Source organism: Trinickia sp. EG282A (assembly GCF_040965455.1).
Lineage (GTDB): Bacteria > Pseudomonadota > Gammaproteobacteria > Burkholderiales > Burkholderiaceae > Trinickia > Trinickia symbiotica.
The window spans coordinates 678,816-694,295 of the sequence record NZ_JBFRCC010000001.1 but is presented as its reverse complement, the minus strand read 5'-3'; the positions used below and the strand labels follow the sequence as shown (position 1 = coordinate 694,295).

The following is a 15,480-nucleotide window of genomic DNA, read 5'->3' as shown; positions in this document are numbered from 1 at the left end:
CGAGTCAATGGATTGATGTTTTCAAGTACCTGCATCCAGCGGATCCGGCAGGCTCTGTTCCGAGGGCAGCGTCTGCTCATGCCGGCCTTTGCGCAAGCCGGCACTACTGCCGGGCCGGATCTTGAACCAGATGGAATACATGGCCGGCAGGAACATCAGCGTCAAAACCGTCCCTGCAAGCGTGCCGCCGATCAGCGTGTAAGCGAGCGTTCCCCAGAACACCGAATGGGTCAGCGGAATGAAGGCCAGGATCGCCGCCATGGCCGTCAGGATGACCGGGCGGGCACGCTGAACCGTGGCCTCGACCACCGCATGGAATGGATCCAATCCCGCGCGCTCGTTCTGGTGGATCTGCCCGATGAGAATCAGCGTGTTGCGCATGAGGATGCCCGACAGCGCAATGAGGCCGACCAGCGCATTGATGCCGAAAGGCTGACGGAACAGGATCAGGGTCGGCACCACGCCGATCAAGCCTAGCGGGCTCGTCAGGAACACCATCACCATCGCGGAAATCGAGCGCACCTGGAAGATGATGATGATCAGCGTCACCGCCAGCATGATCGGGAATAGCGGCAACATGGCTGTCGTCGCTTTGGCCGATTCCTCGATGGAGCCCGCCTGCTCAATACGGTAGCCGCCAGGCAGCTTCGCCATGATGGGCTGAAGCTGCTTGGTGATCGCCGTCGATACATCAGGAGGCTGCAGGTCGTCGGCGATATCGCCCCGCACCGTGATCGTCGGCACGCGATCGCGCCAGCGCATGATCGGCTCCTCCATGCGCACCTCGACCTTGCCCACCTGCGAGAGCGGGATGCGTTGCCCACCCGCGCCGGCCAGCGTGAAGTCGCCGATCTTTGCCGGGTCGAGCCGAACGTCGCCGGCCGAACGCGCCACAACGTCTACGGTTCGAATATCCTCACGCACGGCGGTGACGGGAACGCCCGTCAGGAAGAATTGCAACTGTTGGGCCACGGCACTGGACGTCAGCCCGAGCGCCTCCAACCGGTCCTGCTGCAAGGTGAAATGCAGCGTAGGCGTGCGCGTGCCCCAATCGGAGTTGACCGTACGCATCATCGGGCTCCCATGCATCACCTGCTCGACTTCGCCCGCAATGCCGCGCAACTTGTCCGGGTCGGGGCCCGAGATGCGGTAGGCGACTGGAAACGGCGAATATGGACCGAATACGAGTTGCGTGACCCGCACCCGCGCTTCAGAAGCAAGACCGCCCGCGATGGCTTGGCGCAGCCGCTGTTTCAATGCGTCGCGCTCGTCCTGACTGTCCGTGCGCACTACGATCTTGGCAAACGACGGATCGGGCAGTTCCGGCCCCATGGCCAGGTAAAAGCGCGGCGCACCTTGCCCGACGTAAGCCGTGACGATCTTGGCTTCCTTCTGTTTAGCCAGCCACGCCTCCACCTTCTCGGTCGCGGCGCTGGTTTGAGAAATGGATGTGCCATAGGGCATCTGCACCTCAACGAGCACTTCAGGACGGTCCGAGATGGGGAAGAACTGCTTCTTGACCACCCCCATGCCGAGGATCGCCAATACGAAGAGGCCGACGACTGAACCCGCGACCAGCCATTTGCGCGCGATGACACGCGTGAGCAACTGACGGAAGCGGTTGTAACGCGGCGTGTCGTAGATCGCGTCGTGACCACCTTCGATCTTCTTGAAGTCCGGCAGCATCTTCACACCCAGGTACGGTGTAAAAATCACCGCGACGAGCCACGATGCGATCAGCGCGATGCCGACGATCCAGAACATGTTGCTCGTATATTCGCCGGCGGTTGACCGGGCAAAGCCATTCGGCATGAAGCCGACGGCCGTCACGAGCGTGCCCGACAGCATGGGCGCCGCCGTATGGCTCCAGGCATAGGCGGAGGCGGCCACGCGGCTGTAGCCTTCTTCCATCTTCACCACCATCATTTCGATGGCGATGATGGCGTCGTCCACGAGTAAGCCCAGCGCCAGGATCAGCGATCCCAGTGTGATGCGGTCGAAGTTTTTGCCCGTCGCGGCCATCACCACGAACACGACGGCCAGCGTCAACGGCACGGCCGCCGCGACCACCAGGCCCGCGCGCCAGCCCATGCTCACGAAGCTCACAAGCATGACCACCAGCAAAGCGGCAAAAAACTTCAGCATGAACTCGTCGACGGCCGAGTGAATGTTGACGGCTTGATCGGTGACCTTCGTCAAGCTCATGCCCAGCGGCAGCTCGGCATTGACCGCGCGGACTTCGCTGTCCAACGCCTTGCCGAGCTCGAGCCCGTTCCAACCTTCGCGCATGACGATGCCCAACAGCAGCGCAGGTTCGCCGTTGTTGCGGATCATGAACGTGGCCGGATCTTCATATCCGCGCGTAACGGTGGCGATATCCGAGAGCTTGAGCGTGCGGCCTTGCGCCACGATGGGCGTGTCGCGGATGTTCTGCAGCTTGTCGAACGCGCCGTCCAGACGAATGAACACTTCCGGTCCCTTCGTCTCGACCGAGCCGGCCGGCGTCAGCGCGTTCTGGCCATTGAGCGCGGCGAATATATCTTGTGCGCTCACGCCCAGCGTGGCGAGTCGGTCGTGGGAGAACTGCACGTAGATGCGTTCGGCCTGCTCGCCAATGATGTTGACCTTCTTGACGCCCGGCACGTGCAGCAACTGTTGGCGCAGCCTCTCGGCATCGCGCACGAGCAAACGCTGCGGCTCACCCTTGGCCTTCAGCGCAAACAATGCGAAAGTGACATCCGCGTATTCGTCGTTGACCATCGGCCCAATCACGCCGGCCGGAAGGTTGGCAGCCTCGTCGCTGATCTTTTTCCGAGCTTGATAAAACTCCTCCTGCACTTCCGACGGCGGCGTGCTATCGAGCAGCGTCAACGTCGTAAAGGCCAAGCCAGGGCGCGTGTAGGTTTCGGTTCGGTCGTACCAACGCAGCTCCTGCATGCGCTTTTCGATCTTCTCGGCGACCTGATCGTGCATTTCCTGAGCGGTGGCGCCCGGCCATGCGGTGATGATGGTCATCACCTTGACCGTGAACGCGGGGTCTTCGGCCCGGCCAAGCTTGAAGAACGAAAGGAGCCCGGCCAGGGAGATCAGGCAGATCAAGAACAAGGTGATGGAGCGCTCACGCACGGCGAGCGCCGACAGGTTGAATCGACCTTCGCTCACGGACGGCCTCCCTCGGAAGCCACGGCGACGGCTTGGTTTGCCAAGCGGACCTGCTCGCCTTCGCGCAGCAACTGTGCACCTAGCGCGACGACGCGCTCGCCTTGCTTCAATTGACCGGCCACGCGCACGCTGTCGTCGTCCAAATGCTCGACCGTGACCGGCCGCCACGCGACCTTGGCCGGCTCGCCGTTGACGACCCACACGCCGGGCCCTTTGCCCGCGTCGAGCAGCGCGCCGATCGGCACCTGCAAGCCACCTTCGGCCGCCGAATGCGCGTCCGGAATCTGGATGGTGACGGTTGCGCCCAACGGGGCGTTGGCCAACGCGCCTTGCAGCACATACCGCGCTTCGAAGGTGCGCGTACGCGGATCCGCCGCATCCGAGAGCTGACGCAGCGTGGCCGCTTCACTGGCGCCGCTGTTGCCGAATAGCGTCGCTTGCGCGACCGAACCGATGGCCGGGCGCAGGGTTTCGGGCAGTTCGATCACGGCCTCGCGGCGCCCGGCGTGGGCCAGGCGCACGACGGGCTGCCCCGCGCTGACGACCTGGCCCGGCTCGGCCAACGTTTCCATCACGACGCCATCGCCGTCCGCCACGAGCTCCGCATACCGAGTCGCATTGCGCGCAACGTCGGCATCGGCCTCGGCCGCACTGAGCTGCGCTTTGGCGGCATCGGCCGCCGCTTTGACTTGGTCATACGCCGAGGCCGATATCGCGCCGGTGCCGCGCAGATCGCGGTAACGCTCCTCATCCTGCGCGGTCTGCTGTGCCCGCGCTCGAGCGGCGGTGACCGCGTCTTGCCGCGCCTGCGCGGCAAGCTTCAGGTCGATGGGATCGAGGCGCATCAGCGGCTGACCGCGTTTGACGGTCTGGCCGGCATCCACGAGCCGCTCCAGCACCTTGCCGGAAACGCGGAAACCAAGATCGCTCTGCACTCGCGCGGCGACGGTTCCGGTGAATGAACGGGATGCGGGGATCGCGCCCTGAACGATGGCGGTCCGCACCAGCGGCGCCTCGGTGCGCGGATCGGACGGTGCCTTTGCGCCGCAAGCGGCTAGCGCAAGGGGCAGGGCAGTGACGACTGCGGAGTAAGCGAGGCGACGCCGGAGCATGAAAGACCCATTGACGAAGTGATCGGGGCTTTCATTGTCGTTCTAGTGACCGTTTTAGTCAATAGTCACCACAAAATTCGTTTATGGGGACAGACTACGCAGTACCAGACTCGCCAACTGCGTCGGTGCGACGTCGGTCGTGTCGAGGTTGTACTGCAGCAGGAGCGGATTGAGATAAGGCCGCATCACCAGATAGATTGCCGCCGCGGTTTCGTCCAGCGGCGTCTTGCGCTCGAAGTCTCCGCTTTGCCGACCTTCCTGGAGCACCTCCTGCAACAGCTTCTGCACGCGTGCCTCGTACGCCTGTACGGCCTGCCAGTTTTCCGTGGCCGCCGATGCGGCGATGTCGTAAAGCTTGCGGTCGCGGAAAAACAGCCGAAGGCTTGCTTCCGTGGAAACCTTGAACATCCGCCGCAGTTTTTCCGGCGGCAGCCCGGCCTCGGCGACGGCCGAACAAACATTGGTTTCGATCTCGTGCAGACAGTTCGCGCAGATCATCTCGCCGATGGCTTGCTTCGACTCGAAGAACTTATAGATGTAGGCCTTGGAAAAACCGATGGCCTTGGCGAGGTCGGAGACCGTCGTTTTCTCATAGCCGTATCGGCTGAAATGCTCGGTGGCGGCGGCAACGATCTGATCGCGCACCTCGTGGTCGGCCGGGCCGCGGCCCGAGACTGGATAACTAGCGGCTGTTTTCATGGCTCAAGCTTACCGCCACTCTTCCTTATGGACAACTAGTGACTATTTGGTATTATAGTCACCCATCACCTCCCTCGTTGGAAGAACGTCATGCCCCCGCCCAAACATCTTCTCTCAGCGTTGATCGCAGCCAGCCTACTGGCAGGCTGCGCGGTCGGCCCGGATTACGTCCGGCCTGATATCGCCATGCCGCAACGGTTCGAGGGCCAAGCTGCGGTCGACCAACGGCATGCGAGCGCCTCCGCGGACCTCGCCACATGGTGGGCAGGCTTTGGCGATCCGCAATTGACACGGTACGTGACACTTGCGTTGGAACAGAACCTGGACCTTGCGCAGGCGGCCGCGCGCGTCGCTCAGGCGCGCGCGGGACTGGGGGCAGCCAACGCCGCGCTGCTGCCGTCCGGCAATGTGAGCGGCCAAGCGGCCAGGGTCTATCAGTCCGTCGAAACGCCGTTGGGACGCGTCTTGAATTCGACGCCCGGCTTCGATCGCTACGGCAACGACTACGAGGCCAATTTCAACGCAAGCTGGGAGCTCGACCTATTCGGCGGCCTGCGTCGCGGACGACAAGCCGCGCTCGCCGAATATCAGGCGTCGGAAGCGGGCGCCGCCGCGACGCGATTGGCCGTGGCCGCCCAAACGGCCGATATCTACATCACCATTCGCGGCTTGCAAGCGCGTCTGCAGGTTGCTCGCAATCAGGTGCGCACGCAGCAGGATCTGGTTTCGACGATCAAGCTTCTGTATAGCAAAGGGTTGGCAGCCGATCTTCAAGTGAGCCAGGCCGAAGGCGCCCTCGCTCAGGTTCAGGCATCGGTCCCGGTCCTCGAGACGGGCTTGGATGCGGCAATGAACGCATTGGACGTGATGCTGGGCTCGCAGCCGGGAACGCATCGGGCCGAGCTGGCCGAAGCGGGAGACATCCCGACCGCCCCACGGATCGAGGCCACCGGATCGCCGGGTGAGTTGCTCAGGCGCCGGCCCGACCTGATCGTGGCCGAGCGTCGCCTTGCGGCATCGAACGCACGCATCGGCGTCGCCATTGCGGAGTATTACCCGAAGGTGTCGCTAAGTGGATTGCTCGGGAGCGCCACGTCGGTGGCTAGCGGCAATCTGTTCAGTAGCGGCGCCAATCAGGCCGCTGGTGTGCTGGGCGTACGGTGGCGTCTGTTCGACTTCGGTCGCATCAATGCGCAGATCGATGAGGCCAAGGGACAGCAGGCGGAACTGTTGGCGGCGTATCGACTCGCCGCGCTTCACGCGACTGAGGACGTTGAGAACGCTTTTTCGGCACTCGTGAAACGCGAGGAACAGGCCGCAGTGCTCGCCCAGGGAGTGAACTCGCTCAGCCGCGCTCGAACGGCCTCGTTTGCGGCCTATCAGAAAGGCGTCGTTAGCCTGATCGAGGTGTTGCAGGCCGACGACAACTTGCTGCGCGCGTCGGACGAGCGCGTGCAGGCTCAAACGGAATCGGCACGTGCGGCGGTTGCCGCATTCAAGGCACTCGGCGGGGGTTGGGAAACTCACGAATCCGAAGCTGTCGCCGTGAAGTAACAAGGCATGTTGACCGTCCTGGCGATTCAGGGGGCCGTCTTGGGGCTGGCAATGTTCCCGGTCTGGTACTTCCGCCTGTAAGAGGTCTTGCCGCACCGCGGGAAGAGCCCTCGAAGCAACGCCTCAGCCATGCGCCATGGAAGCATCCACCGGCCTGCTGAGGTCCTGCTGCATCTGGGCGGCGAGGTAATCGCACGTCGGGCGGTTGGACTGCGCGCTGCGGGCGACCACGATGTCCAGCGGCTCGATTTCCGGCAACCCGTACCGCCCTGCCACTACGCTCAGCCGATCAGGAATGCTGCAGCGGGCCAGCGCGGACACGGCCAGCCCGGCATCCACTACCGCAACGAGCCCCAACATGCTGGGGCTGCTGTAAGCGGCGCGGTACGGTAAAGATGCACGATCGAGCGCGGCGATCGTATTCGCGCGAGCCGTGCAACCCGCTTCATACAAGGCAACCGGCAATGGGCGTGTCTGCCAAAGCCGCGTTTCATCGGGCTTGCCGACCCATAACATGGGCTCGCGGCGGATGAAATCGCCGTTCAGATGGAGACTGCGATCGCGCGTGACAAAAGCGAGGTCGATCCGGTTGTCTGCGAGCATGGGGGCGAGCGCAGTGCTCTGCGCGCAAATCACCGTGATATCCACCGCCGGATACATCGCCGAAAAGCGCCGCAGCACCGGTGGGAGCAGCGAAGAAATGTAGTCGTCCGGTCCGCCCAGGATCACGTGGCCCGAAATCTCAGGTCGAGCCACGGCGGCCCAGGCTGCCTCCTGCAGCGAGCGAATGCGGCGGGCGTATTCCAGCAGGATTTCGCCGGCGTGGGTCAGCGAGAGGTTACGAGTATCGCGAATGAACAGCGGCTTGCCCATCGTGTTTTCCAATCGCTTGATCTGCATGCTGACCGCGGCTTGCGAGCGAAATACGACCTGCGCGGCCTTGGTGAAGCTGCCAAGTTCAGCAACCGCGATGAACGTCTTGAGTACGTCGGAGTCGAGGTCGGGCGGCATGACTAATAAACGCAACTGATGAATTGCTTAAGTTTTATTCGTTTGAGTTGAAGAATCAAGCTCGAGATACTGACACTCCGCTCAAGGAGCCCTCATGTCGACCTCGATGCCGCACCTCTCCGCTTCTCGTCAAGGCGTATTCAATTTCTCCGCCGCCGCTGTGCTGATGGGAACGATGGGGGTGTTCATCGAAGAGGCCGGACTGGATCCGGTCACGACGGTGTTCTACCGCTGCGTCTTCGGGCTGGCCGCGATGGCCTGCTACTGTGCCTGGAAAGGCTACTTTCGGAGCCAACGTTTCAGCCGCCGATTGCTGGGCCTGGCGCTGCTATCCGGCGTATTGATGGTGTCGCAGTGGGTCTTCTTCTTCGGCGCCCTCGAGCGGGTCGGCATAGCGGTGGCAACGGTGGTGTTCCATGTTCAGCCGTTTTGGGTCGTGCTGCTGGGCGCCCTGCTCTTTCGCGAGCGCGTCGGCGCGTCGCGACTGGCATGGATCGTCATCGCCTTCTTCGGTCTGGCGTTGGCGGCCGGCATCGGCTGGAGAACATTATCAGCGGATTCGGCTTATCTCACGGGTATCGCTTTCACGTTGATCGCCTCGGTCCTCTATGCGGGAGTGACGTTGATCGCGAAGGCGCTCGGCGCGCTGCGCCCGCATCTGCTGACGATGGTTCAATGTGCCGTGGGGGTGATCAGTCTCCCACTGCTTGCCCCCTCCGGCGCGTTGACACATGTCGGGCTGCACCAATGGGGCTGGCTGGCAGGATTGGGAATCTTGCATACCGGCGTGACGTACGCGCTGATCTATGGCGCCGTGCCTCGGCTGCCGGTATCGGTGATCGCCGTGCTGCAGTTCATCTATCCGTTGACTGCCGTGATCGTCGACTGGCTGGTGTATGGCCGCGCGCTCACCCCGCTGCAAGGTCTGGGCGTCGCGCTCATCGTTCTGGCCAGTCTCGGCGTCAACCTCGGGTGGTCCTTGACCGGCGGCCTATTGCGTCGGGCAACTTAGTTGTCCAGGGCAGCAAGCCGGTGACGTTCTCGCGCGGCATTGATGATTTCCGCTCATAAGTGCTTGTACGTTTCACGGTCTAGTCGGGCGCCCTAATCGTCCTGACAATGTGGTCATGTCATTCACTGCCTCGAGAAGGGAGACCTGCATGTCCACCAAACCTACCGCCGCGCGCCAGTCGTTCGGCAGCGTGGCGCCCAAGCTGGCGGAACTGAGCGACGACGTGCTGTTCGGCGATGTCTGGGAACGCCCGCAATTGTCCAAGCGGGATCGCAGCCTCGCAACGTGCGCGGCGCTGATCGCGCTCGGCAAGACCGAGCAAATGAACTTCCATTTTCCGCGCGCCGTCGAGAACGGGGTCACTCGAGAAGAACTCATCGAACTCATCACCCATTTGGCGTTCTACACAGGCTGGCCCAATGCCATGTCCGCTGTAGCGAAGTTCAAAGAGCTTTTTCCATCCCCGGGCAACTGAAAGGAAGTAGGCGATGCAATTGAAGAGACCAGGCTCACAGCCGTCGATCAAAGGCCCCGCCGAATGGTTTACCGGCACGGTACGCATCGATCCCCTGAATGCGCCGCCACCGCCCTCTCGCGTGTCGTGCGCCAGCGTGACCTTCGAGCCCGGTGCGCGCACGAACTGGCACACCCATCCGCTCGGCCAGACGCTGCTCGTGACGGCCGGCTGCGGCTGGACCCAGTGCGAAGGCGAAGCCATCGTGGAGATTCGTGCGGGGGACGTGATTTGGTGCCCGCCGGGTCATAAGCATTGGCATGGCGCTTCGCCGACGACGTCGATGACTCACATCGCCATCCAGGAGGCACTCGATGGCAAGAACGTCGAGTGGCTGGAACCGGTGACGGACGAGCAATACTCCGGCGGGCCATCGCTGAGCACCTGAGGGCAAAGCCGTACGGTGCCGCTCCCTGGTGGGCCTCGTCCGATGACCGCCTTACGTCCACGTCGGACGATCCGTACTCAGCGGATGCCTACAGTCCCCAAATGATGTCGGCACTTTGCTTCTGGGCTTCTCGCATCATGTCGAGAAACGGCCACGCCCGCCGCGAGAGGCCGTTTCCAGCGGACCCTTGCTGGCCTCCGTGAGAATGCTGGAATGCTTCGAGTACACGTTCGGTCCTCTCTTCGTCGGCGATCGCCGTTTCGAGCCGGCGGATGGCAACGGGCAATTCGTCGTGCAAGATGACCCCGCGCGCATCGAGGCGCTTGCCGACGAGTCCCAGCAGATACTGTGCGAGATCCCTGAGCATGAGCACGTCCGGCGCCGCGGACGATTTGAACGTGACCATCATGATGTGTCCCTCTCCCCTACTTGCCTGGCTTCGAACGCTCCCGCCGATGTTCGCGGCAGGATACGTCTTTCCGGTATTTTATATCACATTGTGATGTATTTGGAATCGTTCCTCCGAGCGTGAAAGAAGCGTCAGGTTTGTGTCTCGTCTTTTGGCAGGAAGTAATGAAAGGCGGTATGCAACATGCCGATCGAGGCGAGGACCCAGGCCACGAAGGCAACCGCGATCGTCACGCGCGGTACTTCGTTCAGGAACGGCGCCGACGCGACATGTGCGTAGCTGTATGTCGCGGCGGTGTACATCCCCAACGGAAACACCATCGACCATTCCGCCGATGTGTAGTGAATCGGATCGCCCTGGACACCGTGCTTCGCAATGAACAGGATGACGAGCAACGGGATCCAGAAAGTCGCCATGGCCCAGCATGCCGTGGTCAAGACGTACAGAATCGCTTGCGCATGCAGGGGCAGAGCGATCGACTCGCGATCGAGCAGAATGAGGCGGCTTCCCGCGAACGCGGCAATCGCCATGGCGCCCATGTTGATCCACCACGGTTCGGTCATTTCCGCGGCACTCATCGGCACGAAACACCAGCGATAGAAGATCAGCGTGATCAGCATCACGTAGAGGGCGCAGCCGAGCAGCCATGCCGCGAGAGAAAGGAAAGCGAGCGGCGCGGGGCGGCTCGCGAGCCGCGCCTCGAACGTGGCCAGGATCGCAATGGCCTCGGTGGCGACGACCAGCAGCAACCAAGTGCCGTCGAAGCCGGTTTGCAAGCCCGGTTTGCGCTGTCCGATCGTCATCGCGGCGAGAAACGCGTAGACGATCACGACCCAGAGCACGATTGCAAGGCCGAGGAGCCAGGGCACCGCGGCGGGAACGAGGTCGTAAGCGGCGATCTGGCTCCCGAACACGGCCGTGCCGGCCACCAGCGCGAGAAATCCGGGGCCCCGCCCGTGATCGCCGATGTCGACGCGTATCGCGTGCGGGTAAAGCACGAACCGGCAGACCGCGATCGACAGAAACGCAGGATAGGCGACCGCATTGACACCCAGCAGCGCCCACCCTGCGATGCCATAGCCGAGCAACCGCGCCGCGATCGACACGATGCCCGTGGCCATCACCATCGCGAAAGCCGCCGGAGGGAAGGCCTCGAGCCAGGAGCGGCGCTCGTTCATCGGCGGCACCGTTCAATGCGCTTTTCGCTCCTTGACCAGATCCTCGACGACACGCGGATCCGCCAAGGTCGAGACGTCACCGAGGTTCTCATAGTCGCCCGCGACCGTGCAATGCTTGACTTTGATGCCTGTCGGCTCGGGACGATGTGGCCCCACTGGCGGCGCGGCATGCCGCTAGCCCACGCGGCTCAACCTTTATGTGAGGCAACTCGCATGCCGAAGCGGGAATCCATAAATCACGTAGGGCGAATGGCGGAAACGTCTGCGCCCATCGATAGCGCATCCTTCTTGCTTCATGAAGCTGCCGGCTTCGGCGCATATCCCGCGCGCGCGTGCGACAAGTCCGCCACGTGAGCGCTGCCGCATGCTCGAGTCGCCGAGGGAGGAGCTATGCGAGGAATCAATGACAACGTACGTGCTGTAATTCTTGCCGCGCTGATTTCGTTGCTGGCGGCATGCGGTGGACACGGAAGGATCTCGGTCACCGACGGCGGCGGTGGCAGCGGCAACGGCGCGGCGACTCCCGCGGGCGGCATTCATCTGCAAGTCGTCTCGTTCGGCGACAGCTTGTCGGACGTCGGCACCTTTGCTCCGATCGCGAGCACGGTGGGCGGCGGACGTTTCACGACCAACCCCGGGCAAGTCTGGAGTCAGGACGTCGCGCAATACTACGGCGACACGCTGAGCGCCGCGTTTACGATCGACTTCACTCACAAGCTGAGTGCGCAAGGCGGGTTGGGCTATGCCGAGGGCGGCGCGACGGTGGCCACGCCGGCCAACCTCTACGACTTCCTCTCCGATGTGATCGGGAACATCGAAATGCCGGTCACTCAGCAAGTCTCGAGCTATCTGAGCACGCACGCCGGCTTCAACGGCGATCAGCTGGTGCTCGTCTGGGCGGGCTCGAACGACGTGCTTCGCGCGGGGACGCCGCCGGCCGCGACCCAGATCGTGCAGACGGCGGCAACCACGCTCGCGCAAGTCGTCGGGCAGATCGTGCAGAACGGCGCGACGCATGTCGTGGTGATCAACGTGCCGAATGTCGGACTATCGCCGAAGGGCCTCGCCTCGCCCGACGCCGGCGCCAACCTGACCCAGCTGTCGCAACTCTTCAACGATAGCTTGAACGCTGCCTTGCAAGCCGATGGTCTGCAAGGCAAGGTGATCCAGATCGATTCCTATACCTGGTTCAATCAGATCTTCGCGAACTTTCAGGCGAACGGCTTCACCGTTTCGAACACGAGCGTCGCCTGCGATCCATCGAAAACGCCGGATCAGACCTCGTTACTGTGCTCGCCGCATACGTACGCGACACCCAATGCCGACCAGACCTACATGTTCGCCGACGATCTCCATCCGACGACGCGTCTGCATGCGCTCTTCGCCCAATTCGTCGAGCAGCAGATCGCCAAGACCGGCCTGGGTCACTGAAGCTGAAGCAGCAATCCTGGCGGCCAGCTACGACGACGTCAGCGTTGCGGCACGATCTCTTGATAGAGCGCGAGGTAACGCTCCGCGGCGCTCTGCCAGCTGAAGTTCTGCTGCATCGCGCATTGCTGAGCGCGTCGCCAGTCGGTCCGCCGGGCGCGCAAGGCGAACGCTCGGCGGATCGCGGCAACCAGCGCATCGTGCTCGAATCGCTCGAATACGAAACCGGTTGCCGCTTGATCGGCGAGGTTCTCCAGCGACGCATCGGATACGGTATCCGTCAGGCCGCCGACGCGGTGGACGAGCGGAAGCGATCCGTATGCGAGCGCATAGAGCTGGGTCAGTCCGCACGGCTCAAAGCGCGAGGGCACCATCACCACGTCGCTGCCGGCGATGACGAGATGCGCGAGTGCCTCGTCGAAGCCGACGTGGATGCCGACGGCCTCGGGATGCGCCTGGACCGCGCGCCGCATACCCGCCTCGAGCGCCGGATCGCCCGTGCCGAGGACCGCCAGCTGGCCCCCACGGCTCACGATCTCAGGTACCGCTTCGAGCAAGAGGTCGAAGCCCTTCTGCTCGGTCAGCCGGCTCACGACGCCGAAGAGCAGCGCATCCGAATCGGCCTTCAGGCCGAAGCGTGCCTGCAACTCCGCTTTGTTTTTCGATTTGGGGTGGAGTCGTGTCGGGCTGTACGTCGCCACGATGGAGCGATCGCTGCGCGGATTCCAGACCGCGTAATCGACGCCGTTCAAGATTCCGGTCAAGTCCCGCGCGCGGTGCCTGAGCAGTCCGTCCAGCCCGGCGCCATGCGAGGCGGTCTGGATCTCACGAGCGTAGCTCGGGCTCACGGTCGTGATGCGATCGGCGAAATAAAGTCCCCCCTTCAGGAACGAGATCTGGCCGTGGAACTCGAGCCCGTCGATACCGAAATAGCGATCGGGCAAGCGAAGCGAACTCCATTCGTGCGCGGGGAACAACCCTTGATAGGCGAGGTTGTGCACAGTCACGACGCTCGGCAAACGGGGCGCGCCGCTCGTCTCGTGCGCGGCCTGCACGTAGGCCGGTGCCAGCGCCGCGTGCCAGTCGTGAGCGTGAACGACCGCCGGAGACCACGCCGGGTCCGCCGAGCCTGCCAGCTGCGCGGCGCTCCAGCCCAACAACGCGAAACGCAGCATGTTGTCGTCGTAGGGCCGGTGCGCCTCGTCGACATACGGATTGCCGTCGCGCCGATAAAAACGATCGGCACGTACGACATAAACGCCGAGACCCGCGGCGCCTCCGTCGGCGTCTCGCAGTGTCCCGAATTGGATCGAGGCGTCGCCGACGCCGAATGCCGCGGGCAAACGCGCGACCTCGCGCAGGCCCGCCAGTCCGTCGATGACGGACGGAAAGCCCGGCAACAGCACGCGGGCATCGGCACCGAGCTCCACCTGTGCAAGCGGCAGCGCCCCGAGAACGTCCGCCAGCCCGCCCGTCTTGAGCAGCGGATACAGCTCGGCGGCTATATGGAGCACGCGGATGGTCACGCCGCCCTCCATTCGAAAGGCCATACCATTGCGGGACGGAGCAGTGAAGAGCTATCGGCGCGAGCGTCGTCGATCATCGTTGCATACCCTTTGCGAGATTGGCCGCGGTGACGAGCACGACGCCATCGTCGGTGCGGTAAAAGCGCGCCGCATCCGCGGCTGGATCTTCGCCGATCACGGTTCCCTCCGGAATGGTGCAGCCGCGATCGATGACCACGCGCTGCAGCCGGCAACTGCGTCGGACCGTGACCTGCGGCAGCAGCACGGTCTCGCTCAGATTGCAGAACGACTCGACGCGCACCGACGACGAGAGGACCGAGCGCGAGATCTGCGAACCCGAAATGACGCAACCGCCACACACTAGCAGGTTGGTTGCGACACCTTGTTGACCGTTGAGATCGCGCACGAACTTGGCCGGCGGCAACTGCTCCTGGTTGGTCCAGATCGGCCAATTGCGATCGTAGAGATCGAGCGTCGGCACGGTCGATGCCAAATCGAGGTTGGCCGCCCAATAGGCGTCGATCGTGCCGACGTCGCGCCAGTACGGCGCCGCTTTCGGATCCGACGAGACGCACGACATCTGGAACGGATGGGCAATCGCTCGCTGGCGCGAGACGACGAGCGGAATGATGTCCTTGCCGAAGTCGTGCTCGCTGCGGATATTGGCGATGTTCTCGTCGAGCAGCGCGTACAGATAGTCCGCGTTGAACAGGTAGATGCCCATGCTGGCGAGCGCCACGTCCGGTTTGTCCGGCACCGCGGGAGGGTCGGCCGGCTTCTCGACGAAGCCTGTGACGTTGCGGCGCTCGTCCACGGCCATCACGCCGAAGGCGGTCGCTTCCCGTCGCGGCACCTCGATACAGCCGACGGAGCATTCAGCTCCGGTCTGGACATGATCGAGCAGCATGCGTGCGTAATCCATCTTGTAGACGTGGTCGCCGGCCAGCACGACCACGAACCTCGGTTTGATCGAGCGAATGATGTCGAGGTTCTGATAAACGGCATCGGCCGTTCCGCGATACCAATGCGCCCCGTCCACGCGCTGCTGCGCGGGCCACATATCGATGAACTCGCCGAACTCGCCGCGCAAAAACCCCCAGCCGCGCTGCAGATGACGCAAGAGCGAATGCGCCTTGTACTGGGTGACGACCGCAATCCGGCGTATGCCGGAGTTGAGGCAATTCGACAAGGCGAAGTCGACGATGCGGTACTTGCCGCCGAAATGAACGGCCGGCTTGACGCGTTTGTCGGTCAGCGGGCCGAGGCGTGTGCCTCGCCCCCCGGCCAGCACAATGGCGAGCGTGGACCTTTGTAAGTCGTTGAGGCTTGCCGACGTCTCCATGAGTTGTCTCCTTCATGTTGCCGCCCTTGCCGCTGCCAACGGATTGTTTTTGTATGATCAATGGGCGGGTTTTGGGGTGCTGACGCTCTCGCATCAAACCACGGCAGCCCGTTCGGCACAATCGCTGCACGATGATGCTCCGTTC

General features: G+C 63.1%; 13 protein-coding genes. 5 read left to right on the top strand and 8 right to left on the bottom strand.

The genetic code is table 11. From position 1 onward, the window contains the following. Positions 1 to 21: 21 nt before the first annotated feature. The 3 genes from AB4Y31_RS03165 to AB4Y31_RS03155 all read right to left on the bottom strand — a co-directional run bounded on the left by AB4Y31_RS03165 (position 22) and on the right by AB4Y31_RS03155 (position 4,973). A complete protein-coding gene (locus AB4Y31_RS03165) occupies positions 22 to 3,162 on the bottom strand; it encodes an efflux RND transporter permease subunit (protein ID WP_368672669.1) in 3,141 nt (1,046 codons plus the stop codon). Continuing rightward, positions 3,159 to 4,274: an efflux RND transporter periplasmic adaptor subunit gene (locus AB4Y31_RS03160; RefSeq protein ID WP_368672668.1), complete on the bottom strand. Its 1,116-nt coding sequence runs from the start codon at positions 4,272 to 4,274 to the stop codon at positions 3,159 to 3,161. Before AB4Y31_RS03160 ends, AB4Y31_RS03165 begins: the two co-directional genes overlap by 4 nt. Positions 4,275 to 4,355: 81 nt before the next feature. Then, the gene (locus tag AB4Y31_RS03155) at positions 4,356 to 4,973 is read right to left on the bottom strand and encodes a TetR/AcrR family transcriptional regulator (protein WP_368672667.1); all 618 of its coding nucleotides are present in this window, start codon (positions 4,971 to 4,973) and stop codon (positions 4,356 to 4,358) included. 90 nt (positions 4,974 to 5,063) lie between these two features. Here AB4Y31_RS03155 and AB4Y31_RS03150 point away from each other — a divergent pair, with 90 nt between their 5' ends. After that, positions 5,064 to 6,527, top strand: coding sequence for an efflux transporter outer membrane subunit (locus AB4Y31_RS03150; RefSeq protein WP_368672666.1), 1,464 nt, complete (start codon positions 5,064 to 5,066; stop codon positions 6,525 to 6,527). A 123-nt stretch (positions 6,528 to 6,650) separates the two neighbouring features. On the opposite strand, the gene AB4Y31_RS03145 is transcribed toward AB4Y31_RS03150, so the two are convergent. Beyond that, entirely contained in the window at positions 6,651 to 7,538 is an 888-nt protein-coding gene (locus AB4Y31_RS03145) for a LysR family transcriptional regulator (protein WP_368673435.1), read from the bottom strand. Positions 7,539 to 7,632: 94 nt separating this feature from the next. On the opposite strand from AB4Y31_RS03145, the gene AB4Y31_RS03140 reads away from it, so the two are divergent. The 3 genes from AB4Y31_RS03140 (at position 7,633) to AB4Y31_RS03130 (ending at position 9,452) form a co-directional block, all read left to right on the top strand. Beyond that, positions 7,633 to 8,550, top strand: coding sequence for a DMT family transporter (locus AB4Y31_RS03140; RefSeq protein ID WP_368672665.1), 918 nt, complete (start codon positions 7,633 to 7,635; stop codon positions 8,548 to 8,550). Positions 8,551 to 8,698: 148 nt separating this feature from the next. After that, positions 8,699 to 9,025: a carboxymuconolactone decarboxylase family protein gene (locus AB4Y31_RS03135; protein ID WP_368672664.1), complete on the top strand. Its 327-nt coding sequence runs from the start codon at positions 8,699 to 8,701 to the stop codon at positions 9,023 to 9,025. 13 nt (positions 9,026 to 9,038) lie between these two features. Beyond that, positions 9,039 to 9,452: a cupin domain-containing protein gene (locus tag AB4Y31_RS03130; RefSeq protein ID WP_368672663.1), complete on the top strand. Its 414-nt coding sequence runs from the start codon at positions 9,039 to 9,041 to the stop codon at positions 9,450 to 9,452. Between the two features lie 88 nt (positions 9,453 to 9,540). Here AB4Y31_RS03130 and AB4Y31_RS03125 read toward each other — a convergent pair whose 3' ends face one another. Further along, on the bottom strand, positions 9,541 to 9,861 hold the full coding sequence (locus AB4Y31_RS03125) for a DUF1840 domain-containing protein (RefSeq protein ID WP_368672662.1): 321 nt from the start codon (positions 9,859 to 9,861) through the stop codon (positions 9,541 to 9,543). 131 nt (positions 9,862 to 9,992) lie between these two features. Further along, positions 9,993 to 11,039, bottom strand: a complete 1,047-nt coding sequence (locus tag AB4Y31_RS03120; RefSeq protein ID WP_368672661.1) for a tellurite resistance/C4-dicarboxylate transporter family protein — start codon at positions 11,037 to 11,039, stop codon at positions 9,993 to 9,995. Positions 11,040 to 11,429: 390 nt separating this feature from the next. Here AB4Y31_RS03120 and AB4Y31_RS03115 point away from each other — a divergent pair, with 390 nt between their 5' ends. Beyond that, positions 11,430 to 12,470, top strand: coding sequence for an SGNH/GDSL hydrolase family protein (locus AB4Y31_RS03115; RefSeq protein ID WP_368672660.1), 1,041 nt, complete (start codon positions 11,430 to 11,432; stop codon positions 12,468 to 12,470). Between the two features lie 38 nt (positions 12,471 to 12,508). On the opposite strand, the gene glgA is transcribed toward AB4Y31_RS03115, so the two are convergent. Both glgA and glgC read right to left on the bottom strand, forming a co-directional pair. Beyond that, the gene (gene glgA, locus AB4Y31_RS03110) at positions 12,509 to 13,993 is read right to left on the bottom strand and encodes a glycogen synthase GlgA (protein ID WP_368672659.1); all 1,485 of its coding nucleotides are present in this window, start codon (positions 13,991 to 13,993) and stop codon (positions 12,509 to 12,511) included. A 73-nt stretch (positions 13,994 to 14,066) separates the two neighbouring features. Then, positions 14,067 to 15,335, bottom strand: a complete 1,269-nt coding sequence (glgC, locus tag AB4Y31_RS03105; protein WP_368672658.1) for a glucose-1-phosphate adenylyltransferase — start codon at positions 15,333 to 15,335, stop codon at positions 14,067 to 14,069. Between the last annotated feature and the right edge of the window lie 145 nt (positions 15,336 to 15,480).